The 26650-nt window shown below is 62.9% G+C and carries 26 protein-coding genes, 3 tRNA genes, 1 other RNA gene and 1 pseudogene; 14 read left to right on the top strand and 17 right to left on the bottom strand.

Annotated features, from left to right (window positions below; genetic code table 11):
• Positions 1–170: 170 nt before the first annotated feature.
• The 5 genes from J5Y21_RS03090 to J5Y21_RS03070 all read right to left on the bottom strand — a co-directional run bounded on the left by J5Y21_RS03090 (position 171) and on the right by J5Y21_RS03070 (position 5036).
• Positions 171–1568: an RNB domain-containing ribonuclease gene (locus tag J5Y21_RS03090; protein ID WP_210572745.1), complete on the bottom strand. Its 1398-nt coding sequence runs from the start codon at positions 1566–1568 to the stop codon at positions 171–173.
• 26 nt (positions 1569–1594) lie between these two features.
• Positions 1595–2007: RNase P RNA component class A (gene rnpB / locus J5Y21_RS03085), an RNA gene on the bottom strand.
• Positions 2008–2041: 34 nt separating this feature from the next.
• Positions 2042–3187, bottom strand: coding sequence for a bifunctional RNase H/acid phosphatase (locus J5Y21_RS03080; protein ID WP_210572743.1), 1146 nt, complete (start codon positions 3185–3187; stop codon positions 2042–2044).
• Between the two features lie 12 nt (positions 3188–3199).
• Entirely contained in the window at positions 3200–3877 is a 678-nt protein-coding gene (locus J5Y21_RS03075) for a C4-type zinc ribbon domain-containing protein (RefSeq protein ID WP_210572741.1), read from the bottom strand.
• A gap of 13 nt (positions 3878–3890) precedes the next feature.
• Positions 3891–5036: a Nif3-like dinuclear metal center hexameric protein gene (locus J5Y21_RS03070; protein ID WP_210572739.1), complete on the bottom strand. Its 1146-nt coding sequence runs from the start codon at positions 5034–5036 to the stop codon at positions 3891–3893.
• A gap of 56 nt (positions 5037–5092) precedes the next feature.
• Here J5Y21_RS03070 and J5Y21_RS03065 point away from each other — a divergent pair, with 56 nt between their 5' ends.
• The 5 genes from J5Y21_RS03065 (at position 5093) to J5Y21_RS03045 (ending at position 8410) form a co-directional block, all read left to right on the top strand.
• Entirely contained in the window at positions 5093–5734 is a 642-nt protein-coding gene (locus J5Y21_RS03065; RefSeq protein WP_349236916.1) for an HAD-IA family hydrolase, read from the top strand.
• Positions 5731–6198 carry a low molecular weight protein-tyrosine-phosphatase gene (locus J5Y21_RS03060; RefSeq protein ID WP_210572733.1) on the top strand — a complete coding sequence of 156 codons (468 nt, stop codon included), beginning with the start codon at positions 5731–5733 and terminating at the stop codon, positions 6196–6198. The genes J5Y21_RS03065 and J5Y21_RS03060 overlap by 4 nt, the downstream gene beginning before the upstream one ends.
• A 5-nt stretch (positions 6199–6203) precedes the next feature.
• On the top strand, positions 6204–7088 hold the full coding sequence (locus J5Y21_RS03055; protein ID WP_349236915.1) for an SURF1 family protein: 885 nt from the start codon (positions 6204–6206) through the stop codon (positions 7086–7088).
• A gap of 45 nt (positions 7089–7133) precedes the next feature.
• A tRNA-Val gene (locus tag J5Y21_RS03050) sits at positions 7134–7209 on the top strand.
• A 130-nt stretch (positions 7210–7339) separates the two neighbouring features.
• Entirely contained in the window at positions 7340–8410 is a 1071-nt protein-coding gene (locus tag J5Y21_RS03045; protein WP_210572732.1) for an HNH endonuclease signature motif containing protein, read from the top strand.
• Positions 8411–8490: 80 nt separating this feature from the next.
• Here the strand turns inward: J5Y21_RS03045 and J5Y21_RS03040 are convergent, their stop codons facing one another.
• The 3 genes from J5Y21_RS03040 to J5Y21_RS03030 form a co-directional block, all read right to left on the bottom strand.
• On the bottom strand, positions 8491–9120 hold the full coding sequence (locus J5Y21_RS03040; protein ID WP_210572731.1) for a hypothetical protein: 630 nt from the start codon (positions 9118–9120) through the stop codon (positions 8491–8493).
• 84 nt (positions 9121–9204) lie between these two features.
• Entirely contained in the window at positions 9205–9789 is a 585-nt protein-coding gene (locus J5Y21_RS03035; RefSeq protein WP_210572730.1) for a hypothetical protein, read from the bottom strand.
• A 319-nt stretch (positions 9790–10108) separates the two neighbouring features.
• Positions 10109–10519: a DUF3052 domain-containing protein gene (locus J5Y21_RS03030; protein WP_210572771.1), complete on the bottom strand. Its 411-nt coding sequence runs from the start codon at positions 10517–10519 to the stop codon at positions 10109–10111.
• 200 nt (positions 10520–10719) lie between these two features.
• On the opposite strand from J5Y21_RS03030, the gene aceE reads away from it, so the two are divergent.
• From aceE to J5Y21_RS03015, 3 genes are all read left to right on the top strand, one after another.
• Positions 10720–13482: a pyruvate dehydrogenase (acetyl-transferring), homodimeric type gene (gene aceE / locus J5Y21_RS03025; protein WP_246874880.1), complete on the top strand. Its 2763-nt coding sequence runs from the start codon at positions 10720–10722 to the stop codon at positions 13480–13482.
• A gap of 214 nt (positions 13483–13696) precedes the next feature.
• Complete coding sequence (locus tag J5Y21_RS03020) at positions 13697–14272, top strand: excalibur calcium-binding domain-containing protein (RefSeq protein WP_210572727.1); 576 nt, start codon at positions 13697–13699, stop codon at positions 14270–14272.
• Positions 14273–14371: 99 nt separating this feature from the next.
• Positions 14372–14707: an acyl carrier protein gene (locus tag J5Y21_RS03015; protein WP_210572726.1), complete on the top strand. Its 336-nt coding sequence runs from the start codon at positions 14372–14374 to the stop codon at positions 14705–14707.
• Here J5Y21_RS03015 and J5Y21_RS03010 read toward each other — a convergent pair.
• The 4 genes from J5Y21_RS03010 to J5Y21_RS02995 all read right to left on the bottom strand — a co-directional run bounded on the left by J5Y21_RS03010 (position 14704) and on the right by J5Y21_RS02995 (position 17743).
• The gene (locus tag J5Y21_RS03010; RefSeq protein WP_210572725.1) at positions 14704–15027 is read right to left on the bottom strand and encodes a hypothetical protein; all 324 of its coding nucleotides are present in this window, start codon (positions 15025–15027) and stop codon (positions 14704–14706) included. The genes J5Y21_RS03015 and J5Y21_RS03010 overlap by 4 nt on opposite strands.
• A gap of 203 nt (positions 15028–15230) precedes the next feature.
• On the bottom strand, positions 15231–16190 hold the full coding sequence (locus J5Y21_RS03005) for a TRIC cation channel family protein (protein WP_210572723.1): 960 nt from the start codon (positions 16188–16190) through the stop codon (positions 15231–15233).
• Positions 16191–16203: 13 nt separating this feature from the next.
• Positions 16204–17040, bottom strand: coding sequence for a serine hydrolase domain-containing protein (locus J5Y21_RS03000; protein ID WP_210572721.1), 837 nt, complete (start codon positions 17038–17040; stop codon positions 16204–16206).
• Between the two features lie 22 nt (positions 17041–17062).
• Positions 17063–17743 carry a hypothetical protein gene (locus J5Y21_RS02995; RefSeq protein ID WP_210572719.1) on the bottom strand — a complete coding sequence of 227 codons (681 nt, stop codon included), beginning with the start codon at positions 17741–17743 and terminating at the stop codon, positions 17063–17065.
• Positions 17744–17824: 81 nt separating this feature from the next.
• On the opposite strand from J5Y21_RS02995, the pseudogene J5Y21_RS02990 reads away from it, so the two are divergent.
• From J5Y21_RS02990 to J5Y21_RS02980, 3 genes and pseudogenes are all read left to right on the top strand, one after another.
• Positions 17825–19454: pseudogene (locus J5Y21_RS02990) on the top strand (AbgT family transporter).
• Between the two features lie 153 nt (positions 19455–19607).
• Complete coding sequence (locus J5Y21_RS02985) at positions 19608–20294, top strand: hypothetical protein (protein WP_210572718.1); 687 nt, start codon at positions 19608–19610, stop codon at positions 20292–20294.
• On the top strand, positions 20254–21411 hold the full coding sequence (locus J5Y21_RS02980; RefSeq protein WP_282597852.1) for an ImmA/IrrE family metallo-endopeptidase: 1158 nt from the start codon (positions 20254–20256) through the stop codon (positions 21409–21411). The genes J5Y21_RS02985 and J5Y21_RS02980 overlap by 41 nt, the downstream gene beginning before the upstream one ends.
• Positions 21412–21594: 183 nt before the next feature.
• Here J5Y21_RS02980 and J5Y21_RS02975 read toward each other — a convergent pair whose 3' ends face one another.
• Together J5Y21_RS02975 and J5Y21_RS02970 are read right to left on the bottom strand one after the other, a co-directional pair.
• Entirely contained in the window at positions 21595–22362 is a 768-nt protein-coding gene (locus J5Y21_RS02975; protein ID WP_210572713.1) for a hypothetical protein, read from the bottom strand.
• Between the two features lie 152 nt (positions 22363–22514).
• Positions 22515–23120, bottom strand: a complete 606-nt coding sequence (locus J5Y21_RS02970) for a hypothetical protein (protein ID WP_210572711.1) — start codon at positions 23118–23120, stop codon at positions 22515–22517.
• 237 nt (positions 23121–23357) lie between these two features.
• Here J5Y21_RS02970 and J5Y21_RS02965 point away from each other — a divergent pair.
• A tRNA-Asn gene (locus tag J5Y21_RS02965) sits at positions 23358–23430 on the top strand.
• Between the two features lie 153 nt (positions 23431–23583).
• Positions 23584–24585: an NADP-dependent oxidoreductase gene (locus J5Y21_RS02960; RefSeq protein WP_210572770.1), complete on the top strand. Its 1002-nt coding sequence runs from the start codon at positions 23584–23586 to the stop codon at positions 24583–24585.
• A gap of 13 nt (positions 24586–24598) precedes the next feature.
• Here the strand turns inward: J5Y21_RS02960 and J5Y21_RS02955 are convergent.
• A tRNA-Ile gene (locus J5Y21_RS02955) sits at positions 24599–24672 on the bottom strand.
• Positions 24673–24858: 186 nt separating this feature from the next.
• Between J5Y21_RS02955 and J5Y21_RS02950 the strand changes: the two genes are divergently transcribed.
• Positions 24859–25119, top strand: coding sequence for a hypothetical protein (locus J5Y21_RS02950; protein ID WP_210572769.1), 261 nt, complete (start codon positions 24859–24861; stop codon positions 25117–25119).
• Positions 25120–25128: 9 nt separating this feature from the next.
• Here the strand turns inward: J5Y21_RS02950 and J5Y21_RS02945 are convergent, their stop codons facing one another.
• The gene (locus J5Y21_RS02945) at positions 25129–26070 is read right to left on the bottom strand and encodes a Ppx/GppA phosphatase family protein (protein WP_210572708.1); all 942 of its coding nucleotides are present in this window, start codon (positions 26068–26070) and stop codon (positions 25129–25131) included.
• The gene (locus J5Y21_RS02940; RefSeq protein WP_210572706.1) at positions 26067–26624 is read right to left on the bottom strand and encodes a DUF501 domain-containing protein; all 558 of its coding nucleotides are present in this window, start codon (positions 26622–26624) and stop codon (positions 26067–26069) included. Before J5Y21_RS02940 ends, J5Y21_RS02945 begins: the two co-directional genes overlap by 4 nt.
• Between the last annotated feature and the right edge of the window lie 26 nt (positions 26625–26650).

Raw genomic sequence — 26650 nt, 5'->3', positions numbered from 1 at the left:
CTGCTCGCCCTGCGTGGCGCACGCGCGGCACGTCCCGCGGCGGCAGGCATGTCCGCCGCGGCGCTCGCGTACATTCCCCGCGCCACAGCGGACAACGCGATCGCGGACTTGTCCGCCGACGGGCTCGCGGTCGTGGAGGTCACCCCCGGCGCGCCCGCGCGCGTCACCAGCTAGTCAGCGGGCCACGCGAAAAGCACTTCACGCTTATCGACGTCCGCCCGCACCAGCGACATCCCCACCTCCGTCGCTTCCTCCGGACGTCCGGCGCACTCCGCCAGCACCGGCGGATCGGCAATGAAGACGCGGGCGGTGTCGGATTCCTCATTGGTCTGCAGCACCACGCCGGTGAAATTCTCCCCCACCCACGGCTGCAGCACCGTCGCCTCGGTGAGGTTCAGGCACGCCCGGTCGACGGTGTTGGCCAGCTGGGATGTCCGCCCCATGGTCTTGAGCACCCGGGTAGTGTCATCGTGCACCCACTGCGGGATCTCGGTGCCGGCACACAGCGCCAGGCACACCTCGGTGGCATAGCGGTCGACCAAGCGCCGCAGCGGCGCAGTCACGTGCGAATAGTAGCCGCCGATGCCAGCGTGAACCTCCGGCTCGTCGCCAGTAAGCGCGACGTATCCCGCGCCGCGCAGCAGCTTCTGCGCTTCACGCATGACGGCCATGCCGCGCGGGGTATCCGCGTCGATGGTCTGGAGAAATTCGCCGATATCGGCATCGTCGGACAGATCAAAGCCCAACGCGCGAACTTCGCCGCGGAACGCCTGCTCCGACTTCTCTTCTGCTGGACGCAGCGTCCGCAAAAAGCCCACGCCTGCATCCTCCATCATTCTTCCCGCGGCCATGCCGGTCAGCAGGGAGATCTCAGAGTTATAGTCCATCATTTTCTGGCGGGGCTCGATAAGGAGCTCAAAGCGGCCGTCGTCAAGCTCGACGACGCGCACCGACGGTACGCGCAAGTTGATCGCGTGCCTTCGTAGCGACGACGCCGCCCTCAACTCCCCCACCTCCGGCAGCAGCGCGATCGACGGGTGTAGCGCGTCGTTGTCCATGTCCTCCTGCACGCCGTCGTAATCGAGGCGCGCGACGGAGCGCACCATCGCGCGCTCCACGTTCGTGTCGGCGAGCTCGCCCTGTGCGTCCAGCTCGAATGTCCACAGCACCGCCGGCTTGTCCTCATCCGGCAACAGCGATGCCGACCCTTCGGAGAGCTCCTCCGGGTGCAGCCGCGCTGGCTCATCCGGCAGGTAGATCGTCTGGCCGCGCTTCAGCGACTCCTCGTGCAGCGCGCTGCCCGGCTCCACGAACGCCGCGACATCCGCGATGGCGTAGAACACCCGGTAGCCATCGCCGTTCTTCTCGATCGCCACTGCCTGATCCAGGTCCATCGAGCCTGCCGGATCAATGGTGACGAACTCGATCTCGCGCGCGTCGCGCCGCCTGTCGGTGTACCTGTCCTGCGCATTCGCCGCCTCTGAGTGCAGCTCGGGCGGAAAATCCGTGGGCACGGAGAATTCGTCGGCGATCGCCCGGAAATCAAGCGGTGCGGCATAGAGCTTCATGGGGGCCAATTGTGGCAGAAACTGGGCGAGTGAGTCAGCCTTTAAGCCGGATTCTGTGCCCCCTGCCCCGTGCGGGGAGGGGCGGCGATCATCCATCTAGGACGCCGGTTGCCCGGCGCCTCGAGCAGCTACCTTCGAACTGGGCGGGCAGCCTCATAACGTCCGACGATCCCAGCGTGCGCGGCTGGGATTCTTGCCTTGCTCCCGGTGGGGTTTACCTGGCCGGTTGTGTCACCACATCCGCCGGTGCGCTCTTACCGCACCCTTTCACCCTCACCCGGTTTCCCGGGCGGTCTACTTTCTGTTGCACTTTCCCGCGGGTCGCCCCGGGTTGCCGTTAGCAACCACCGTGCCCTGTGGAGTCCGGACTTTCCTCGACCCCTGCCTGACACCACACTGATGTGGCGGTACAGGTCGCCGCGATCACCCGGCCGACTCACTCGCAGCGAGTAACTGTACTCTGCCGATGCCTATCAGCGGAAGTGAGCGACGTCGTTGACGCACCGAACCACGCCGAGCTCGCCATAAAACTCGACGACGCTGATCGATGCCAAATCCAAGAACACATGCTTGAACGTGTCCGGCCCCGATTCCAGCGCCTGCCTGATCACCGACTTGATCGGCGTCATGTGCGTGACCACCAGCACCGTCTGTCCCTCATGAGCTTCCTGCACTTTCAGGCGCGCGCGAGTCACTCGTCGGTGCACGGCGACCAGGCTTTCACCTTCCGGAGGAGCTTTGCTTGCCGACGCCTCCCACGCCCCAAACTCCTCCGCGTACTTCTCCCGTGCCTCATCTCGAGTGAGTCCCTCGAAGACCCCGAAATCCAGCTCCCGGAAACCGTCGACTGTCTCGATGTCCGCAGCGTCGATCCCCAGCGTCTCCGCGCAGGCTTTCGCAGTCTGCTGCGCCCGCTTCGCCGGCGACGCCACGACAGCGTCGATCTGTCCGAACGCCGCCACCGCCTGAGCCACTGCCGCCGCCTGCTTCTCCCCCAGCTCCGTCAACTCCGGGTCCGACGAGCCGCTGTAGCGCTTCTGTGCCGAGTGCTCCGTCTGGCCGTGGCGCACCAACACGAACCGGGTGCGGGGTTTGTCGTGCCCGTGCCAGTGCGCAGGGCTGGCAGTCTCGTGACTCTCCGACTTCGCGGGGGATTTCGGGGGTGCACTAGGCGTCGATAAGCTCTTTGCTTCTACGATGCCCGGCTTCGCGCCGTTTGCTGCCGCGTCCATCGCGACATTGGACAGCTCGTCGGCCTTCTTATTCTTCGCGCGCGGCACCCACGAATACGTGACCGAGTTGAAACCGCTGGCAAGATCGCGCGCGTCAAGCGCCAATTTCTTCATGTCCGGGTGCTTGATCTTCCAGCGTCCCGACATCTGCTCGACGACCAGCTTGGAGTCCATGTAGACATCCACCTCGGTAGCGCCGAGATCGCGCGCCGCCTCGAGCCCGCGCAGCAGACCGTGGTACTCCGCGACATTATTCGACGATTTCTGCCCCACGACGTACGCGATCTCCGAAAGCGTCACCCCGTTGTCGTCGTACACGACGCTTCCCGAGCCCGCGACCCCCGGATTCCCCCGCGAACCGCCGTCGGTGTAGACCGTGACCTTCATGCGCGCGCCGCCCTAGCTTGTGACCCGGATGAGCAGCGTGCCGCAATTCGGGCAGGTCGGCAGCTCGTTTTCGGGCACCGCCATGACCTCCGCGCGCTCGGCGGGCGGCAGCTGGAGGAAGCAGCTGTTGCACGTGCGGCCGTTGAAGCGCGCCGCACCCACCGTCGCGTAGACGCCGAGGATGCCCGACGGCAACTCCGCACGCAACGCGTCCGTATCGACCTCTTCCTTCGCGGGGACCGCCTCAGCTGCCCGGCGCGCCACCTCGATCTTGCGGTCCAGCTCGTCGAGCTTCGCGCCGTGCACGTCGCGGTTATTGCGCAGTGCCTTGACCTCGCCGTGCGCCTCCTTGAGCTCGTACAAAAGGTCCGCGATACGCGACTTCGCCGCGTAACGGTCGTGCTCCAAGTCCTTGCGGCGCTCCGGGTCCGTCTCTGCGGAAAGCTGGCGCTTGTCGTCGAGCTCACGCTTTTTCAGCTTGCGCTCGTCCTCCTGGATGCGCAGAATCTCCGCCTCCACATCGTCGACGGCGAGCTGGGCTGCTGCCGCTGCATTCGCGAGCCCCGGGCGCTGCGCCTCGAGCTTTTCCAGCTCTTCCTGCTCCGGCGACGCCGCGGTGTCGTGAGCCTGGCTACGCTCCGCCTCCGCGAGTGCCAGCAGCGTACGTTGCCTATCCAGTTCCAGTTCCACGTCAGCCTTCTTTCTACTTCGTGTGGTTCGGGTGTGCGGAGATCGTCCACGGGTCGGTGCGCAAGGTAATGATTCCCGTCGCGACCTCAGGGCACGCCTTCGCGACGATCTCGCTGGCCTGCTCCGTCCACGGGAATTCGCTCGCCCAGTGCGCGGTGTCGATCACGGCGGGGCCGCCGGCGCGCAGGTGCTCGTCGACGGGGTGATGCCTCAAATCGGAGGTCACGTAGACATCCACCCCGAGGCCGCGTACGGCGTCGAGGAAGCTGTCGCCTGAACCCGACGATACCGCGACCTTCTGCACCATCGCGTCGGGATCGCCGGCGGCGCGGACACCCCACGCAGTCTCCGGCAGGGCGTCAGCGACCTGCTGCGTGAACTCGCGCAGGGTCATCGGCTCGGGCAGCTCGCCCACGCGGCCCAGGCCGGTGGCAGCAGACAAATCGCCTGTTGGCGCGAGCTGCACGACGTCGAACGCGGGCTCTTCGTATGGGTGCACCTCGCGCAGAACTTCGGTCAGGCGGGCGCGCAGGCGGGACGGCGCGACGAACTGCACGCGGGTCTCCGGCGCGGAGTAGTGAGAGCCGACTTCGCCGTCGGTGGGGTTAGCGCCAGGCTGCGGGGTGAAGCCGCCGCGGCCGTCCCATTGGAAGGAGCAGTGGGAGTAGTTGCCGATTGCGCCGGCGCCGGCGTCGAAAAGCGCGTCCATGACGGCGGTGACGTCTGCGGGCGGGATGTGCACGCCCCACAGGTCCTGGGCGTCAGGGTCGACGACCTTGATCGGGCGGCCGGGCGTGATGCCGACGAGTTCGGCGAGCTTGTCGGACACGCCGGGGCGCGCAGAATCGGCGTTGGTGTGCGCCGCGAACAGTGCGCAGCCGCCGCGCACGAGCGTGTGCACGACCTTGCCCTTCGGCGTATCCGCGGCAACGGAGGTCACGCCGCGCATGAGCAGCGGGTGGTGCACGACGAGCATGTCGGCACCGAGCTCGACGGCTTTTTCCGCGACGGCCTGGGTGCAGTCGAGCGCGAACGCGACCCGCGCGACCTCGGCGGACGGGTCGCCGCAGATAAGCCCGACGGCATCCCAGCTTTCGGCGAGGCGCGGCGGGTACGCGGTCTCCAACGCCGCGACGACATCAGCAACAGTCGTAGTCATATTGTCCCAGTCTAGGTCGATTGCCGCGGCGGCTGCGCACTGCCATGCTGGGGTGCGTGATCACACTGCTTCTCGATGTCGACGGCACCCTCATCGACTCCTTCCCCGGCATCCGCGCCGGTTTCCTGCACGCGCTCGACGCCGTGGGCTGGGAGCATCCTGACGACGAGTTCATCGCGCGGATTCCGGGCCCGCCGATGGAGGAGACGCTCGCCAGCGCGGGCATGGATGACCCGACGCGCGATCGCGCTTTTCGCGCCTACATGGACTTCACGCACGCGGGCGGGTGGAAGAACGCTCAGGCATTCCCCGGCATGCGCGACCTCCTCAAAGGCTGGAAGGAGGAGGGGTTCCAGGTGGTCACGGCGACGTCGAAAGGCGAAGGTTTCGCGCGCGCCATCTTGGAGCGCGAAGGCATGCTCGAGTTCATCGATTTTCTCGGCGCCGCGCAGGAGGACGGGCCGCGGCGCCGCAAGGCGGACGTCATCGCGCATGTGCTGGATAATGTGGAGGTGGGCCGCGGGCTCATGATCGGCGACCGCCTCCACGACATCGAGGGGGCCGCGCAATTCGGCTTATCGACGGCCGCCGTCACCTGGGGTTACGGCACCCAGGACGAATGGAACCGCGCATGGGCCATCGCGCACACCCCGGCTGAGCTCGCCCGCATCGTCACCGCTTTCAAGGAGGAACAGTGATCCACATCGACTTCGTGTGCACCGGCAATATCTGCCGCTCGCCGATGGCGGAAGTCATCGTGCGTCAAAAGCTTATCGACGCCGGACTCGACCCCCACGTCCGCGTCACCTCCTCCGGAATCGGTGGCTGGCACGTCGGCAACCCCGCCGACGAGCGTGCCCTCGCCGAACTGTCCGCCCACGGCTACGACGGCTCCGCCCACCGCGCCCAGCAATTCGGCGGCGAGCAGATGTCCGCCGACTTGATCGTCGCTTTGGCCACCCGCCACGTCTCCGAGCTCGTCGCTCAAGGCGTGGACGAGGAGAAGGTGCGTCTGCTGCGCTCCTTCGACCCCACCGCACCTGAGCAAGCAAGCGTCGAAGACCCCTATTACGGCGGCCCCGAAGGATTCACCGTCACCCGCCAGCAGATCGAAGCCGCTGCCGACGGCATTCTGGATTGGGTGCGCGCCCGAGTAGACTGATCCGCGTGACCACGTCGAAGTCGATCTGGAAGACATTCCTCAGTCCCGGATGGGTCCTCGCCGTCGTCTTCGCTGTCCTTTTCTCCTGGTTCGCCATCACGTGGTTGTCCCCGTGGCAGCTAGGCAAAGACCACGCCATCAAAGAGCGCAACGAACGCATCGAGCAAGCCTTCGCCCGCGACCCCGTGGCCGTCGAGGATGTCCTAGCCAGTGAGTCCCCCGAGGAATGGACCCGCGTGACCATGCGTGGCCATTATCTCCCCGACGACGAGTTGCTGTTGCGCCTCCGCCCCGTCGAAGGTGCCCCCGCATTCCAGTCGTTGGTGCCGTTTGCTCTCGACAGCGGAAAGACCGTCCTGGTCAACCGCGGCTGGGTTCCTGCCGACGAAGGCGGCCCCACCGTCCCGCCCATCGACCGCGCCCCCGCCGAGCCCGTCACCCTCAGCGCCATGATCCGGCTTGCCGACCAATCCGCCATCCCACCCATTTCCGAGCAGGGCTACACGATGGTGCAAACCATCAACACCTCCCAGCTCTCCGAACTCACCGGCACTGAGCTCGCCGCGCCATACGCCCAATTGCTTAACGACGAACCCGGCGTCCTCAATCCCATCCCCCTCCCCGTCCTCGATCGCGGCAACCACCTGTCCTATGGCCTCCAATGGATCGCCTTCGGCATCATGGCTCCTGCCGGACTCGCCTATTTCATCTATTCCGAACTCCGCGAACGACGCCGCTTCGCCTCCGAACAACAAGAACTAGCTGCGCTTTCCTCCGCTGAGTCTGAGTCGGCTCCCTCCGGCGAGCCCTCCCCTGCACCCGCCCGCGCCCGCTACGGCCACTCCCGCAACAACCCCTGGGCAACGAAGCTCGACGAGGAACGCATCTAGCTTTTTGTTGCTCACTGTGCCCCCGTGCTAGCATTTCCTCCACGCGCGCCGTTAGCTCAGCTGGAAGAGCAACTGGTTTACACCCAGTAGGTCGGCGGTTCGAGCCCGTCATGGCGCACCAATAACACACGCTCACCCGAAAGGTGAGCGTTTTCTTTTCTGGGGGTCGTCCCTGTGGATAGTTTTGAGTTATCCACAGGTTTTTGGGTTGCCTGTTTCGCGTTTGCGTTGGTCGGTTTAGCGTGTGGGGCATGAACGATTTCGAGGCGTTTATCGCCGCCGCTGCGCGACCAATGGATATCCTGGCCGGTTTCAACCGCCAGGCCGTTGTCGATGCCGGAATGAAATCGACTCTCGCCGCCGACGGCGAGAAAGCCCGCGAGGTGTATTTCGGGCCCACGAAGTTCTCCCGCAAACAGGCCCACGCGGTGCGCATCGCCCGTGAGACTGGGAAGTCGTTGGACCAGATCTTGTTCATCGAACAGCAAGTCCGTTCGTTGGGTACGGAGAAGGAGAAGTGGACAATCCGCCTCGCGTTGCTGTCCGTGCGAGGGAACTACGAGACGTTGAAACGCCGCGCCAAAGACATCGTCCCCGAGCCGGATACACCTGCCCCTGAATCGGCGGTGCGGTTCGGCAAGGAGCGGAAAGGCAAACGCACCTTCAGTGCTACTGGTGATGCGCGTGATATCGCAGCACTCGAGTACGCCCTGCGCCAAAAACTCGACACCACCCGCCCTGAGGGCCCGCAAATGTACGAGGCATTCCACGACCTGCTCCACAAAGATGGGGCTGTTGCTGATGCTGTCCCACGCCCGCTGGTCAACATACCGCTGGCGGATTACATCAAGATCCTCGGCGGCCAAGGTGATGACACCATCCTGGGCCTGTCTGACGGCACCACGATGACGGGTGCGGAGTATCTGACGCACCATCATTCCAAGGACCTTGAGGTGGCACTGTTCCACCCGCAGGCAGGTCCGGTGAACCTGTACAACACGAAACGGTTCGCCAATAAGAAACAACGCGACCTCGCCCGAGCAACACTAACGACCTGTCCGGTGCCGGATTGTCGGCATGCTGCCGATAACTGCGAAGTCCACCACATCGAACCCTGGGCCCGGGGCGGGCCGACGAACATGAACAACCTGTCAGTGTTGTGCAGGTATCACAACCGCACCAACGACGATGACCCCGACAGACACAACAGGGGTCGAATACAGGTGCGCGATGGGACACCAACATGGGTTTCACCGCGCGGAACACCAGTACCGAACACCACACACCAATACGGTGCCATGCACCTGTTGTTCGGGAAATAACCACACCAACGGCCGAAGGGCACACCTCGATCACGCATGCCCATCGGCGGATTCGGTGAGCGCGAAATAGGTGTCCGACGTCAGTACATCGTATTGACTGGCTCCGGGGGCGGAAATCCCATTGGCCCGTTGCCACACTTCCACCGACTGTACGCAATGAGTCTGCGCAGCAACAGCGAGATGGCGATTGGCAATGTGGCCATGAAGAAAATGCCCTCTCCTCCCTTGGCCACGATGAGCAAGCCGAACACACCGGGAGCTAAGGCAATGAGATCTCCCCAGAATTCATTGACCGGCCGAAAATGCAGCGGGATAGTCAGCGCATACATCGCGAGGTAGAAGGCAAAGCTGGGAACGAATATGAATAACACGAACAAGCCTGCTCCGGGATTATCGCTCCCACTCAACCCGAGAACCGAAAAGATCATTATTCCGCCAATCACGAGCTCCGGAATCGGAAGCCTCAGAAGCGGAAAATCCCAGAGCCGCGGCGCATCAGGAGCGCCCGGCGTCAGCTGCTGGTTCTCGTCCGGATACACAGTTTGCGTGTGAAGAGCCTGTTGACGACCGCTGTCGGCAGGACCGAGCCTCGGACCTGATGCCGCTGGTTCTTGCTGCCCAGCAGGCGTGGATTCGGCTCGATTTTGCTCAGGAGCAACTGGTTCTTCTGACGGATTATTTGGCGAGGTGGAAGGGCCGTGTTGGTCCATGTCAGTAGTCTATACACGCGGGGCATACGGCAACGGGGAGATTCCGAAACTCGCTCAAATTCTCAGGCAGCGGCCGGACAGAAGCTACCTCTCACCAGATGGCTCCGGGTGAGTTGGTGCAGTTTGAGTTGGAGCCGGGTGAGCTGGATCAGCCTGAGTTGGAGCCGGGTGAGCTGGAAGCGGGTGAAAAGGCGCCGTCCGCGGCTTTGAATCGCGACGCGCCCGCGGATTGACGCCCAGCTTCCACAGGATGAAAGCGATCAATCTCCTCACGAAGAGGGATACAGCGACGGGAAGAATCCCAATGCCGAAAGCAATGCCATCAACGCCTTCAACCCAAGCCCACAGCCCCAGAGCTCCCACGACCAGCACCATGATGTCCCACCCGAAGGATGTGACGGCGCCTCTTTGGAACGGAATCGTCAAGAAGAAGCCGAGTATCATGACCACCGTCAAAGGCACGAGCACAAAGAAAGTGATGAGACCGTTGCCGCCTGTCATGTAGTTGATGTCCATGTAGGCGAAATAAGCGAAGACACCGAGGACGCACAGTTCCAATAAAGGCAGTCTCAGCACCTTGAAATCGGTCAGGCGAGGCGGCTTATTTTGCTGCGAGCTGTTTGGTTCGGCCGGTGAGCGTGACTCGGCTGCTGTTCCTGGCTCGGTCATACCGGAAGCATATACATTTCCTCGCAAATGCACTGCGGGAAGCGACGTGAACTATGTGAAGCGAGCGCGCGGGCACAGAGTCGGAGGCTCAGCTGACGTGGTTTGGTCGGACACAGTGCCGAACGGACACGGTTCGGACAGAATCGGAAGGGAATTCGACGCGAATCAGAAGCGAATCACGCCGATCCCGCGAATGAAATCGGGCAAAATGAGGCCGAAATCGGGCAAACCGGGGGTAGTGAAAGCGGGTTTGGGCGGGATGGTGGTGAATCTCACAGGGGTGAGGGGGTCGTCGATAAGCGAAAAGCTTTGAGCAGCACTATCGCTTCACGCCGGCGTTGCGCAGGCAAGAACCCTGCCAATCGCCGAGGCGATCCGCCTTCGTCTGAACAAGCCCCGCGAGCTGGGCAGACTCGGAAATATCGCCCGGGTGGACCTCGCCAGGCTGATTCGCGCCCGGTGTCAGGAGCCAAATGCAGCCCGAATCGGAGAGATTACGGGTGGCATCCACCAACGAATCGACGAGATCTTCGTCGTCAGCGCGGTGCCAGAGGAGGACGACGTCGCAAAGCTCATCCGTATCGTCGTCAAGCAGGGCCTCCCCGATCGCGTCCTCGATGGACTCCGAAATCGACGCATCACAATCGTCGTCCCAACCGAGCTCCTGGACGATCTCGCCCTTCTTAATACCGAGCTTATCCACGTAGTTTGCGGCACCAGCGGCGCTCACTGTCTCCACTTCCTCCTTGAACGACGAATAAGAATATAGCCAGGATACAGCCACACTTACCCCCGTGGGCGACAGTCCGAAAAAGAACGTATCCTTGAAATCTGTAGGCACCGGCGAGTTCGTGCCGGACGGGCATGTGAACAAACGTCCTGACGTGCGAAAAGCTGGTGGAAACCACACCACGAAATCGGAGGATGGTCTTGTCTGACCCTCAAAACCTGAACGATTCGAACATCCCGGTCATCCGTGACGGTGTCGCGTCGTATCTGCACGATGCCGACCCGGAAGAGACCCAGGAATGGATGGATTCCCTGGATGGTCTCCTCGAGACCTCCGACCCGGATCGCGCCCGCTACCTCATGATGCGCCTCCTCGAGCGCGCATCCGCACAGCGCGTGCCGATGCCGGCTATGACGTCGACTGACTTCGTCAACACGATCCCGACCAAGCTCGAGCCGGACTTCCCCGGCGACGAGGCGATGGAGAAGCGCTACCGCCGCTGGATCCGCTGGAACGCAGCCATCATGGTGCACCGCGCACAGCGCCCGGGCATCAAGGCCGGCGGCCACATCTCCACCTACGCGTCCGCAGCGGCGCTCTACGAGGTCGGCTTCAACCACTTCTTCCACGGCAAGGACGCCCCGCAGGGCGGCGACCAGGTCTTCATGCAGGGCCACGCTTCCCCGGGTATGTACGCCCGCGCCTTCCTCGAAGGTCGCCTGTCCGAAGAGCAGATGGACGCCTTCCGCCAGCAGCACTCCCGCCCGGAGCTGGGCATGCCGTCCTACCCGCACCCGCACGACATGCCGGAGTTCTGGGAGTTCCCGACCGTGTCCATGGGTCTCGGCCCGATGAACGCGATCTACCAGGCACGCTTCAACAAGTACCTGCAGCACCGCGGTATCAAGGACACCGACCAGCAGCACGTCTGGGCATTCCTCGGCGACGGCGAGATGGACGAGCCGGAATCCCGCGGCCTGCTCCAGATGGCTCGTCTGTACGAGCTGGACAACCTGACCTTCGTCGTGAACTGCAACCTGCAGCGTCTCGACGGACCGGTCCGCGGTAACGGCCAGATCGTCCAGGAGCTCGAGTCCTTCTTCAAGGGCGCCGGCTGGAACGTCATCAAGATCGCCTGGGGCCGCGAGTGGGACGAGCTGTTCGAGAAGGATATGGACGGCGCACTCGTCGACCTCATCAACAACACCACGGACGGCGACTTCCAGACCTTCAAGGCGAACGACGGCGCCTACGTCCGCGAGCACTTCTTCGGCCGCGACGAGCGCACCGCCAAGCTGGTCGAAGACTGGTCCGACGAGGAAATCTGGAACCTGCGCCGCGGAGGCCACGACTACCGCAAGGTCTACGCCGCCTACAAGAAGGCGCTGGAGACCAAGAACGGCAAGCCGACCGTCATCCTCGCGCTCACCGTCAAGGGCTACGGCCTGGGCCACAGCTTCGAGGGCCGCAACGCGACCCACCAGATGAAGAACCTGACTCTGGATGACCTGAAGCTCTTCCGCGACATGCAGGAAATCCCGATCTCCGACGAAGAGCTGGAGAAGGATCCGTACCTGCCGCCGTACTTCAACCCGGGCCCCGAGTCCGAAGAGATCAAGTACATGCTCGAGCGCCGCAAGAAGCTTGGCGGCTACCTGCCGGAGCGCCGCGAGAACTACACGCCGCTCGAGGTACCGGATCTGGAGAAGACCTACCGCCCGCTGTTCAAGGACTCCGGCAAGCAGAAGGTTGCATCCACCATGGCGCTCGTCCGTGCCTTCAAGTCGCTCATGCGCGACAAGGAGATCGGCAAGCGCGTCGTCCCGATCATCCCGGACGAGGCTCGCACCTTCGGCCTGGACTCCTGGTTCCCGACCCTGAAGATCTACAACCCGAAGGGCCAGAACTACGTCCCGGTCGACCACGACCTGCAGCTCTCCTACCGCGAGGCGCCGGAGGGCCAGATCCTGCACGAGGGCATCAACGAGGACGGCTCGTCGGCAAGCTTCATCGCCGCCGCAACAAGCTATGCGACGCATGGTGAGCCGATGATCCCGATGTACATCTTCTACTCGATGTTCGGCTTCCAGCGCACCGGCGACAACTTCTGGGCTGCCGCCGACCAGATGGGCCGCGGCTTCATCATCGGCGCGACCGCCGGCCGCACCACCCTGACCGGTGAGGGCCTGCAGCACATGGACGGCCACTCCCACGTCATCGCGTCCACGAACCCGAGCATCGTCGCCTACGACCCGGCATTCGCATACGAGATGCCGTACCTGGTCAACCGCGGTATCGAGCGCATGTACGGCCCGGAGGGCGGCGAGAACGTGATGTACTACCTCACCGTCTACAACGAGCCGATGCACCAGCCGGCCCGCCCGGAGAACCTGGACGTCGAGGGCCTGCACAAGGGCATCTACCTCTACGACCGCGGCGAGGAGAAGGAGAATAACGTCTCCCTGCTCGCTTCCGGTGTCGGCATGTCCTGGGCACTGCGCGCGCAGAAGATCCTCCAGGAGGAGTACAACGTCGGCGCTGCCGTCTACTCCGTCACCTCCTGGACCGAGCTGGCACGCGATGGCGCAGCCCGCAACAAGGCGCGCATCCAGAACCCGGCCGAGGATCAGGGCGAGCCGTTCGCTACCACGCAGCTGAAGCAGACGGAAGGCCCGTACATCGCGACGAGCGACTTCACGACCGAGCTGCAGGAGATGATCCGTCCGTACGTCCCGGGCCGTTACACGGTGCTCGGCGCAGACGGCTTCGGCTTCTCCGACACCCGCGAGGCCGCACGCCGCTACTTCAACATCGACGCTGAGTCCATGGTTGTCGCAGCGCTGACGTCGCTTGCCGACGAAGGCAAGATCGACATCTCCGTCGCCGCCCAGGCCGCCAAGGACCTCAAGGTCGACGACCCGACCGCTGCGGTTCCGGCGACTCCCAGCAAGAAAGACGACTAAGTCAAATGAGGTCGCGCGAGGAGATCTAACTCCGCGCTAGCACCCGATGAGCTCCCCGTCCCCACTGTGGGGCGGGGAGCTTTTCGCATGGTTGGGCACAGCCGACGTGTGCAGCGTCCAAACACATGTATTGGGGGGGTATCGGCGAGGTTTTCGGGGGTAAAAACACGTCTGCGCTTGCGGTTTCGCCGCAGATACCGGATTGTTATCTCTTGTGAAAAAATACGTCATTTCCCTGGCGACCGCTGCCGCCGTATTCGCAGCCGGACTGTCCCCCGCCCACGCCGCCGACGCCGAAAACGCGAACGGCGCAGACCCCGTGGCTATCCCCGCAGCGGCCAACACAGACGCGGGAAAGGAAACTCCCGCTGAAGATGGCGGCTCCGAAGATGGTCTGACCGATGGACAGATCGCCGGCATCGTCATCGCTGTCGTAGCTGCGGTCGCAGCTGTCGCTGGCGGCGCTCTCTGGGCGATCCAGCAGGGTCTTATCCCGAATCCGGCTCCTGGTCTCATCCCGGGACCCGCCCCTAAGCCAGCCCCGAAGCCTGCACCTGCTCCGAAGCCCGCGCCTAAGCCAGCCCCGAAGCCTGCACCCGCTCCGAAGCCCGCGCCTAAGCCCGCACCCGCGCCTAAGCCGGCGCCGAGGCCGGCCCCGGCGAAGACCTACGCTAACTGCCGCGCTGTGTGGAATGACCTCGGTCGTCCAATCCGCAGCAACGAGCCAGGTTACGGTAGCCACCTTGACCGCGATGGCGACGGCGTGGGCTGCGAGAAGCGCCCCCGCTAAGGAACCCTGAATCTTCCCAAAGCCCTTGCCACGCCCAGTGTTCGCACGAACCTAAGCGCTGCAAGGGTTTTCGCTTTGCGTATCTCTAGAATGGGGCGCATGGAACTTTCGCAACGCCTCGACTTGGCCAAGCTCGGACTTGATCCGGACCTCGTCCCGGACGACGCGGAGAACGCCGACAAGACCGTCGCCGCCGAGGGCAGCACGATGGCTCAGCTGGCCAGCCTTTTCGCCAAGGTCGGCGCGGTCGAGGATGCAGAAGAGGTCGGCGCCGAGGACACGCTCGACAGCTTGGGGGTCGACTCACTGACGCGGATTGAGCTCGCGGTGCGCGCAGAAGAGCATTTCGGGGTGCGGGTGAGCGAGGAGGATGTCAGCCCGAGTTCGACGCTGGGCGAACTCGCCGAATACTTTGCGACGAACGACGCGCCCTAGGCAACCCGAGCGTCGAAGCGGAATGTTTGGGCGAGCTCGGTCAAGGCACTGCGGAATGTCGCGATCTCTTCTTCCGAGGCTTCGATGACTTCGCGACAGCTGACGGCTCCGTCGCGAGTTGGTTCCCTGCGCCAGCGGGTGAACCATGGTACGTCCCACACGCTGACCAACGAGGAAGCGGAGGAGGGTTCGCTGAGGTGCTCGTACATTAGGCCCTCGACACGCAGACGCAGGTGACGCGGCATGGAGCTGATCGACAGCACGCAACGGGTGCGGGAGGTAGCTGCGGCAGAGTCGGCGTGGGCCAAGGTGGCGGTCATGTCGGGAAGGTGTCCTTTCGCTGTTGAAACGCAGCGCTCCCCCGCGACCAGGAGCTGGCCGGAGGTGTGGTGCGTCAGACGAGGCTCGTCTTCCCCAACGCCCTCATGTGACTCTCGGCAATTGTTGCTTCGCTTAAGCCACACGGGCAACCCTCAACAACCGCTTGATCCCCCCGATCATTCAAGGACGGCTTGAAGGTTGCTCAACTACGTTTAACGGCCCAACCGTCCGCGGAGTCTTCGCCGCGCGAATCGACGAACACCCGATACAAAGCACCCAGGAACTCGTCGCGAGTGGCGGGGTGGGAGCTCGAGTCGGAGCCGGGGCGTGCATCAGGACGGTAGGAAGGGGCAGCAGCCCCGCGGAGAGCTTCGCGGACTTCGCCCTTGGTGGGCATCATGCCGTCGTCGGCAAGTGGATCGTCGGAGGGAACGGAGGATTTGGTGAGGCGCCAGCGTCGCAAAGCTTCTGGCTCGAGCTTGCCGATGGGCGTGAACATGAAGCGCGCCCACGTGTTTATCGGCGCATTCTTCATGGTGACCGGGACATACCAGCCGGCCCAGTACGCGGCGGTGCCGAGCGCGAAGCCGACGAGCGGCGCGGCGGCGATAGCGGCGGTGGCGTGCCCGGCGTTGTAGAGGACCATGGCGGTGATCGACCCTGCGATGGCGGGGACGACGTACATCTGCTGGTCGTTGAGAATGCGGGGGATCCGCCCGATGAGAACCTCGCGGATGACCATGCCGCCGGTCGCGGTGAGAACGCCCATGAGGATGCAGCCAGGCCACGCGACGCCGGCTCCGATCGCGGTAATAGTGCCGGTGGTGCACCAGACACCGAGAATGATCATGTCGCCGTGGAAGCGCGCGAGTTCCCACACATAACCGTGGAGGTTAGCGAAGAAAGCGGTGGCGGCGCCGAGGACGGCAACGGAGATGTACCAGGGGTCGGCAAGCGCGGCGACGGGGGTGTTGCCGATCAAGGCATCGCGCATCATGCCGCCAGCCATGCCCGAAATGATGGCGATGAGCATGAAGCCCACCGCGTCGAATCTCATTCGCCGAGCTACGGTCCCGCCGATGATCGCGTTGAGAAACACACCGATCAAGTCGAGGAGAGCAATGGCTTGGCCTACTGCATTGTCAATACCACCGAAATACACGCATGTATCGTAGCTAAACTAGCTCGGCGAAAATGCTGGTATTGGTTTCTTGCCACAGGGGTTTAGCCCAATCGCCGAATTCGCGGTCGGTGAGCGCGACCATGGCTGAACCAGCGGCGCGCGATGTGGACCAGGCGGGCACGACCCACAGGTAGGTGCCTGCCATGCCGAAGTGGCCGACGGTGTCTTCGGGCATGCCGTCGCCGGTCCAGTGGGGGTCTTTATCAGCCTTGATTTCAAAGCCTAAGCCCCAGGGACAAGGCTTTTGCATGCCGTAGCCGGGGACAATGCCGCGGACATCGCCGAACTGGTTGGTGAAGGCGTCGCGGAGGGTGGTTTCGTCGATAAGCGTGGGTGCGAGGAGTTCGCGCGCAAAAGAGAGCAAATTATCGACGTTCGACCTCCCCCCGTGCCCCGCCGAACCGTAGATCTCGGTCGAACTCATGCCGAGGGGCTCGAAGACACCTTGGGCGGCGTACTCGGCGAATGTCATGCCGGTCTCCTCCTCGAGGCGCTCCGCGAGAATCTCGTAGCCGGCCGACGAATAGATGCGGCGCTCCCCAACCGGCTTCTGCGGCTCGCGGGTGTCGAAGCCGACGCCCGACGTGTGCGCGAGCAGGTGCCGCACCGTCGATCCCTCCGGCCCGCACGGGGTGTCCAGCTCGAAGACTCCTTCCTCGACAGCCATGAGGAACGCGTACGCGGCGAGCAGCTTAGTCACGCTAGCGAGCTCGAAGACATGCTCCTGATCTCCGAAGGTACTGGGCTCATCGGCTGCTGCGCCTGGCGCGATCAGTGCGGCGGCGACGGTGTCGGCGGGCCAGTTTTCAAGGTGCGGGGCGAGTTCCATGCCCGCCAGCCTAGCGCGGGATTTACGGCAGCTGCGGCAGCGAAGGAAGCTGCGGGAGCTTCGCCAACTGGGTCAGCTGCGGCGCGACTGCGATGCCCCCTGCGATGAGACCGAGCAGGGCAAGAACGCCGACGAGGGCGCCCTGCCACTCCTTCGGCGCGACGGCGGATCCTTCGGGGACGGTCACCTCGTGGACTTCCTCGGGAGGTGCGGGGCGCTCGTCGGCATCAGGACAACCGGCTTCGACGACCTTGGTGCGCCAGTCGTCGGCGTTGTACATGAACGCGAGGGCGTCATAAGGCACGTGGCCGGTGCGCTCGGGGGATAAGGAGCTGGTGCCGTCGAAAAGCTTGCCGAAAACGGACGAACCCGTCGCGGTCTCCCCTTCGTCTTTCAAAGGCAGGGTGCCGACGAGCTCAGCCGTGGCCTCACCGCTGTCGAGGTTGCGGGACAGCTCAGCTTTGCGGGAGTTGTACTCCCTCAACGCGTCACGCCATGTCATGTCGTTGTAGTGCGCCAACCAGAGCTTCTCGGCGGCGATCGCGGGGATCTCGGCGGCGGTGTACGTAATCGAGCAGGTGCCGGTCTCACTGGCGGGAGCGCCGGAGGGAGTCTCGGCGGCAGTGGCGGTGGACGCTGCAGAAACGGGGACGAAAACGGAGAAGGTCAGGGCAGCAACGAGGAAGGCGGAAGGGAGTTTCATGGGGGAAACGATACGTCGATAAGCAATGCCATGTGGACGCTTTTCCGAAACTGACGCGCATGCTCTTGTAAGCTGCCGTCCATGAGCGCAACGACGACGACCAAGCGCAAGAATGACTCAGCGGGCTTCCTCGGCTGGATCGAAAAGATCGGCAATAAGCTGCCCGACCCGTTCTGGCTATTCGTGATTCTGTCGGGCTTTGTGGCGGTGTCGTCGTGGCTGGCGAGCCACGCGGGACTGAGCGCCATCGACCCGTCATCCGGCGAAGAAATCCACGTGGAGAACCTGCTGACGGCTGAGAATCTGTCGCGCATGGTGTCGGACGCGGTGGAGAATTTCATCAGCTTCCCGCCGCTCGGCGTGATCCTCGCGGTCATGCTCGGCGTCTCCGTCGCCGAAAAAGCTGGCCTCTTGTCTGCGCTGGTGCGCCGCATGGTGGTGCGCGTCAGCCCGAAGATGCTCACGTTCATGGTGGCACTCGCGGGCGTGACCGGCTCCGTCGCGTCCGACGCGATCTACGTGATCATCATTCCGCTCGGCGCGATGGCCTTCTACGCGGTCGGCCGCTCCCCGATCGTCGGCGCGATGGTCGCGTTCGCGGCGTCGTCCGCAGGCTTCAACTCGTCGCTGATCCTCAATATCACCGACCTCCTGCTCGCCGGCATCTCCACATCCGCGGCACAGCTTGTCGACGAAGCCTACGTCGTCTCCCCCCCTCGCCAACATCTTCTTCGTCATCCCGTCCGCCGTGGTCCTGTCGCTGATCATCACGGCCGTCACCGAGTTTTACGTGGACAAGAAAGCCAAGCAGCTTATCGACGACGACCACATCGACACCTCCGAACTCGCCTTCGACGACGACACGCAGCCGGATGATGCTGACTCCAATGCTTCTTCGGACTCTGACAGTGACTCTGAGGGCGCCTCACAAGACGACCTCGCCCTGTCACCCCTGGAGCAAAAGGGTCTGATCTGGTCTGGCGTCGCGCTGCTGGCGTTTTTGGCCGTCTACTTCGCCCTACTGTTCATCCCCGGTTCCCCCTTCGCACGCCCCGACGAGGGCTTCATGCAGTCCCCGCTCATCCAGGCCATCGCCGTGCCGATCGCCCTGGCGTTCTTCCTCTGCGGCCTGGTCTACGGCCTCATCGTCGGCACCGTGAAGTCCGCCTCGGACATCCCGGCCTTCATGGCCAAGGGCCTGGAAACCTTGCTGCCCATGATGGTGCTCTTCTTCGCCGTCTCCCAGTTCCTCGCGTGGTTCCAGTGGTCGAACCTCGGCTCGTGGACGGCGATCCGCGGCGCTGAGCTCCTCCAGACGTGGAACCTGCCGAACGTCCTGCTTTTCGCCGCGTTCGTGCTCATGGTCGCGCTGCTCAACCTCTTCATCACCTCTGGCTCCGCCCAGTGGGCCCTCATGGCGCCCGTGGTCGTGCCGATGATGATGTACGTCGGTGTCTCCCCCGAAGTCAGCCAGATGCTGTTCCGTATCGGCGACTCCCCGTCCAACATCATCACCCCGATGTCCCCGTACTTCGCCGTCGCCCTGACGTTCCTGCAGAAGTACTACAAGAAGGCCGGTGTGGGCACCCTGATGTCCCTCGCCCTGCCCTACTCCATCGCCATGTGCGCTGGCTGGTTCCTGTTCTTCCTCGCCTGGTACTTCCTCGGTATCCCGCTCGGCCCCGGCGCGCCGATGGGTTACCAGGTGTAGTCACACCTGCACGACAAAAGGCGCTGGGATCTCCTCCCAGCGCCTTTTCGCTTGGCGACGACTGCGCGACCGTTCGAACATAACGTCGAAATCGGCCTCCCGTGTCGCAACGGGTTGCTACGATAACTCAACCCCAATGAGAAGGAGAGCAATATGGAACAGCGCCAACCAATCCGGGAACCGATCATCATCCCGCCGTCCAAGGCAGCCCAGTATCTGGCACAAAGGGACATCGAGGTAGACCTTTTGACGAACGGTCTACAGGTCGGTTTCGCTCAACGCCGGAACTGCAGCGAGTTTCACCCCGTTACTGCACCCGGATATTATCAATGGGCCGAAACCAACGCCGAAATTCGACGTTCCTTCCGCGCGGGCGGTCAGTGGACCTTGGACAACCCCGACAATCGCCCACTGATTGAAAACGCTGAGCAAAAGATAAGGTTCGTCGCTGCAGGTGGGAATGCAGCTACCGGTCTTGAAATCGGTACACCCGACGTAGCGAGACCCAAGGGTAAAGCGACAATCGACTCGGTGAATGCGATGAACGGTCTCACAATCTCCCTAGGACTGTTCGACTTGGGAGAGGTCTCGAATAACGCCGCTGAATTGCCCCCGCAAGGCGAATGGCTTCTCTTGTATTACTACGACGAGGCAACTCAAGAGCTCCGGTGCGAATTCTCTCGCCCTTCTGCCTTAACCGATAATGGAAAGGTATACGCTTGGAGCGTACGAGTACTACTTGAGGCGATCCGGTTGGATTCCGCCAACGTGCAACCTGACCTATTTAGCAGCGAGGACGATGGAATTGACTTCAGTATCTCCCGAGCGGCGGGGAGCTAATGGTCAGCGCATTTCCCCGTCGCGCCTCCAGGTCGCCCGATTGAGGAGAGGGTTGACAAAGGCCGATTTGGCGAATCGTATCGGGATATCGCCGTCAACACTTTCGAAATGGGAGGTCGACGGGCCACCTGCTGCGAAAGTCGAAGCTCTCCTTGAGCTTCTTGTCTCGGCTTTAGACTTTCCACCGGATTTTTTTACAGCAGACGAAGTCGACATTCCTTCACTGGAACGCACCCTCTTCCGCGCGGGCAGTCGCGCAACGCAGCGGCAGAAGCTTGCGGCGATCTCTTCCGGAGTTAACGCGAAAATTTTACTGAATTGGCTCCGCTCCCATTTCAACTATCCCTCCCCTGACATCCCCGATCTCACTGGCATAGCCCCTGCAGAAGCTGCACGCTACGTGCGATCCGTTTGGGCTTTGGGGGACATGGCCATTCCCAACTCGATTCAGCTTGCCGAATCGAAGGGAGTAACGGTGATCGGCCTGCCCCCAGCGGCATCAGCTGTCGATGCATTTTCTTTATGGGGGGACGATCAGCCATTCATTTTTCTGGCACGCAGACGGACCCCGGAAGGCACACGTTTCGACCTAGCACACGAGCTTGGCCACTTACTCCTGCACAGTAGGAGCGACCCGGATTCCAGTACCGATAGGGAGACCGAAGCAAACGAGTTCGCCTCTGAGTTTCTCATCCCGACCGACGTGATTCACGCAAACCTTCGACTGTACCCAAGCCTTGACGATATTCTCAGGCTCAAATCCAAACTAAAAGTATCCGCGATGGCCGCACTCATGGCAGTTTTCAATGCAGGCAAACTGAGCGACAGCCAATATCGTCAGTACGCTGGGATACTTTCCAGCCGTGGATTCCGAACCAGCGAGCCTGGCAGCGATCTACAGTATGAAAGGTCGCGGGTCTTCGACTTCGTGTTTAGCCCGGAAGGTGGTCAGACTGCCCGCAGCATCGCCGACGCAACTCACATCCCGGTGCAAGACCTCAATTTCCTCACCCTCAACGCAGCAGCAAGCGCGGTTCCGGGCCTAGGTCCCAAGGTGCCCAGCGCACCCGCCTCTGCATCTTCGCACCGGCCGAACCTCCGCATAGTCAAGTCTTAACTGCTCGCCCATTACGTGGTGTCCGATGCTGATCGGCAGGTTCCTCTTCTTCCTGATCTGGCACTTTCTGGGCATCCCACTCGGTCCGGGCTCCCCGATGGAGCTACGAGGGTTAGTCACCTGCACGACAAAAGGCGCTGGGATCTCCTCCCAGCGCCTTTTCGCTTGGCGACGAGCGCGTGGCTACCACACTCGCGGTGTGCCGATAACCAGACCACCGTGGGCATTCATACGAGAACCATTGGCTTCCATGCCAACGATTTCAACCTCGACTTTGCTGCCACGCTCCGTGAACTTGTGCTCGACGTACTGTGGCTTCCCAGCCTGAATTTCCACGCTCTCGACAGATTTGCCATCCTTTGCGGGCAGCGGGCCCGAACGGCCATTGCCCTGGTCTTGGATACCGACGACCGCACCAAATCCGTCGACGTCGCTACCGTCGAATGCAAAGTACCTGGTTCCCCAGCCGCTGAAGTGACCAGTGGTTACCAGCGAGTCGTTGTAGGTTTTGCCCCCGAGCGAATACGGGCCAAAGCCTTCCATGTCATCTTTTCGAACTCCACGCCCGGAGAGCGGCGTACCCTTCGCGTATTCAGGCGAAGTCTTGACCGTGGCGGGGATGATGTTTAAGCCTTCACCCAGGCACGAGCTCAGCTCTGCCGCCGAAACCTCCGAACTTCCGCATGCCCGCGCGCTCGAAACCAGAGCAGCGATTACCACCGCTCCACCAATCGCCACCTGCGCAGCGAGTGCACCCGCCTCGACCAGCGAGTAGCGATTACCGAGAATCACCACGTGCTGCCCGTCGATGTGAATCGGGTTCGAAAGGTCGACACGTGGCTGTGCATAGCGCGTAACAACCTCGGCTACCTTCGAGTGATCAATTTGAGCATGAGCCGGCGCAGCATTCGCAGTGCCGAGCGCGAGCGAGCAGGAAAGGGCGATTGCCATTCCCGCCCTAGTCTTACGAGACTTCATCGAAGCGGTCCTCCCACAGAGACATCTACGGCCATTTACGGGATACCCTAAGCAAGGTGACTTCGTCCCGCATTTTCCCTGGAAGTACCGAGGTGGAGGAGCTGCCCACCTGCTGGGAAAGCCCCCTACTTCCCAATCTCCGCCGGCGTGCAGATCGGTGCCTGACGGATGAACTCTTCGGGTGCCCCTTGCTCGCGCAAGGTGATGCCGTTGTAGCACCCGCGCTGCATGCCTCCCTGCTTAGTCCCCGCGGTGGGGAGCACGGCCCACTTGCCGTTGGAGTTTTTGAAGTAAAGGATCCAGTCCGTCTGGTTCGCGCCCGCGATGGCCCACTTGCCGTCACAGAACCTCACCGTTGTTCCCGTGAAGTGCGGCCATTCCGGCACCACTGCGTCGAATGCCTGTGGCGCGCACGAGCCCTTCGCCTCAGGCTTTTTCGCCAGCCCCGGAAGCAGGTCGCCCAGCCCCTTGGCCGGGTCAATCCCTTCCGGCAGCTTCAGCCAACCTTGCTGCAACGCGAAGTAGCCGCCGGCGCCAACAGCGGCCAGCACGCCGAGCGTGATGCCCACAATCGCGCCCGTGCTTAGCGACGACCCTTCGGCTTCCACCGAATTCGACGAAGAGCCAGTTTCAGTAGTCTGCTCGGCCTCCTCAGCAGAGGTGGTAGGAGCAACAACAGCGGACGTGGTGACGGCGGCGGCGACACTGAGAGCAAGCATCGGTTTCTTCATAGCCACCACCCTATCCCAGTAACCCCGGTCATTTCGGGGCAAATAGCGCGACTCCCCGCACCCCAAGCGCGACTGCTGCGCCAACCCCAAAAACGTCAGCGCCCGTCAGTCCATCAACCGGAATCAACATGTCCGCTCGGCTACCCTAATACCACCATCAACCTGGCGATTTGGGCATTGCGAACAACCCGCGCTATATTTACATCTCGTTGCACAGCGCAAGCAACGCAACGATATTCCTCCATAGCTCAGTTGGCAGAGCATTCGACTGTTAATCGAAGGGTCACTGGTTCGAGCCCAGTTGGAGGAGCAAATCGCGAACACCCCGCTTCCAGGACGACTCTGGAGCGGGGTGTTTGCCGTCGGCACCAAACAGTCGTGGTTGCGCGGGAAGGTGGCCCCACAGCATTGATCGGACCTAGAGTCGCCATGGCAAGGAATATCCACAATGAAGGAGTACACCATGGCCACGACGAAGCAATGGGTCCTCGCATCCCGCCCGGAAGGCACACCGACCAGCGAGAACTTCCGGCTCGAGACAAAAGAGCTGCCAGAGCTTAGCGACGGCCAGATCCTCGTCGAGAACACCTTCGCCAGCGTCGACCCCTACATGCGCGGGCGAATGAATGACGTGAACTCCTATATCCCGCCGTTCCAGATCGACGAACCTCTCACAGGCACCGCGGTCGGCACTGTCACGGAATCCCGCTCTGACGCGTTCAAGGTGGGCGACACCGTGCGTCACTTCGCGGGATGGCGCACGCACGCTGTTCTGAACGAGAGCGAGGTGGAAAAGATTGACACCAGTATCGCTCCGGCAGAGGCGTATCTGGGCATGCTCGGGCTGACGGGGTTGACTGCTTATGTCGGGCTGACTGCCGTCGGCGAGATGAAGGAAGGCGATGTCGTGTTCATCTCGGGTGCGGCGGGTGCTGTGGGATCGGCGGCTGGGCAGATCGCTAAGCATCTCGGCGCGGCGAAGGTGATCGGGTCTGCGGGTTCCGCAGAGAAGATCGATTACATCACCGGTCGGCTCGGTTTCGACGAGGCGTTCAATTACAAGGACGGCGACGTCTCCGGCCAGCTCGCCAAGGCTGCACCGGAGGGCATCGATGTCTATTTCGACAACGTCGGCGGCGACCACCTCGAGGCGGCGATCGCTAACGCGAACACGTTCGGCCGGATCGCCATGTGCGGGGCGATCGCGCAGTATAACGACACCGAGCCGGCACCAGGGCCGCGCAATCTGGGCCTATCCATCGGCAAATGCCTCACGCTGCGCGGCTTCGTGGTCGGCCAGTATTCTCACCTGGCCAAAGAATTTCAGGAGAAGATCGCGCCGCTCGTCGTCGATGGCTCCATCAGCTATGAAACGACGGTGCGCGAGAGCATCGAGAAGATGCCGGATGCGTTCCTCGAGCTTTTCGACGGTGGCAATACCGGCAAGATGATCGTCAAGCTCTAAAGAGCTGAATCTGTGGGGCCAGCGGGGCTCGAACCCGCGACCAACGGATTATGAGTCCGCGGCTCTAACCGACTGAGCTATAGCCCCTCGCTGCGCCTGAACTACAGTGCACACGAATGTCGTGGGCACGGTGGTTCAGGCGCGTCGTCAAAGTATAACTTCAGGGCGCGGGCGGCTAACAATCTCCCTACGTCACTTTGGTGAGGCGGGTTCGCTACAGTGAAAAGGTACTGGCACGGAGCTCGACAAGGAGGCTTAAACACCATGGGACGTTTGACCCAGCTGGCGATTGGAGCCGCTGCCGGATATGTCATGGGCTCGAAGGCCGGGCGCAAGCGCTACCACCAGATCGTGGACACCACGCAGAAGGTGGTCAATTCGCCGCTGACGCGGCAGATAGTGCGCTCGGCACGCAAGACGGTCGCGAACCAGCTCGACCCGGACCCGCGCATGCGCGAGGTCAAGGACCTGCGCCGGGGCCGCGGTAAAAAGGGCGGCGAGATCGACACGATCTACGAGCCCGACGAGGATTAAAGACGCAGGCTAAAGCAGACCGGCGACGATGCCGTCGAGAATATCCTTCTCACTGATCACGAAGGATGTCACGGCACCGCCGGTCTCTTTCTCGATGGCGGTCATGAGCTGCTCGACGACGGTGGCGCCGGAGCCGATCACATCGGCACGCCCGGCGTGCATGACGGGATCCTCGAGGCGCTGCGCGGCGGTTTGAGCGCGCAGCTTCGCAGTGACAGCGCGCATCTCGTCGAAGGTGATCTCCGAGCAGTGGATGGCCTCGGGGTCGTACGCATCGAGGCCCTGAGCGAGGGCGCTCAGCGTCGTGAAGGTGCCAGCGCAGCCGACGAAGGTCGCGGCACGGCTGAGGGGGACGGTGGCAAGGGCATCGTCGATAAGCGAATCGATGTACTCGCGCGCGGCCGCTGTCTCGTGCTCGGTGGGCGGGTCGGTGCGCATGAAGCGCTCGGTGACGCGGACGCAGCCCATCTGGGTGGAATGGGCGCCGAGGATCTCGGAACCGCCGGTGCCGACGATGAACTCGGTGGAACCGCCGCCTAAGTCGATGACGCAGAAGGGGGCACGCGCATCGTCGAGGTCGGTGGTGGCGCCGCGGAAAGACAGCGCGGCTTCTTCCTCACCGGAGATGACTTCGGCGACAGCGCCGGGCTGAATGCGGCCGAGGAGCTCGCGGGTCATGTCGAAGAACTCATCGCGGTTCTCAGCGTCGCGGGTGGCGGAAGTCGCGACCATGCGGACAGCTTCAACCCCCTCGTCCGACATGCGCTCGACGTAAGTTTCCAGCGCGTCGCGGGTGCGGGCGATCGCGTCCGGGTTGAAACGCCCGGTGGCGTCGACGCCTTCGCCTAGACGCACGATGGTCATCTCGCGGCAGATCTCGCCGGCGGAAGAATCGTGGATGAGCAGGCGAATGGAGTTCGTGCCGCAGTCGACGGCAGCGACGCGGGTCATGCCAGCCCCTCCCCTGCTTGATCGAGCGAGATGCCGAGATCGGCAAGCGACGGCCAGTCGGCGGGAATCGCCGTGCCACGCAGGTCGCCGTGCTCAGCGGCCAGAGCGACAGCTTCGGTGCCGAGGCGCACACGGCCGGGGCCTTCAGCGAGCGCATATGCGATGAGGACGTGAAGGCACTTCACACGGTCCGGCATGCCTCCACCAGAGAAATCGGTGCCCAGATCCTCGATCGAATTGCGCTTGTCCAGATAGTGGCGGTGCGCGGCCTCATAATCGGCCTTCAGCTCAGGATCAGTACCCAGCCGAGCTTCCATCCACTTCATCACCTGCGCGACCTCGAGGCGGGACGCTTCCGCGGTGAGGCGAGGATCGGTGAGGTAATAGAGGGTGGGGAACGGCGTGCCGTCGTCAAGCTTGGGCGCTGTTGTGACGACCGCAGGCTGCCCGTCTGGCGTCGTGTACGCGATCTCGAGCACGCCGCGCGGCATACGGCCGAGTTGCTTTTCGACGATCGCGAGCTGTTCCTCAGTTGGTGTTTCCATGGCGCTCATTGTCGCACATGCGCGCGGTGGCTGAC

Source organism: Corynebacterium sp. Marseille-P3884 (assembly GCF_017942225.1).
Lineage (GTDB): Bacteria > Actinomycetota > Actinomycetes > Mycobacteriales > Mycobacteriaceae > Corynebacterium.
The sequence above is the reverse complement of the archived record's forward strand: the minus strand, read 5'-3'. Positions and strand labels throughout refer to the sequence as shown.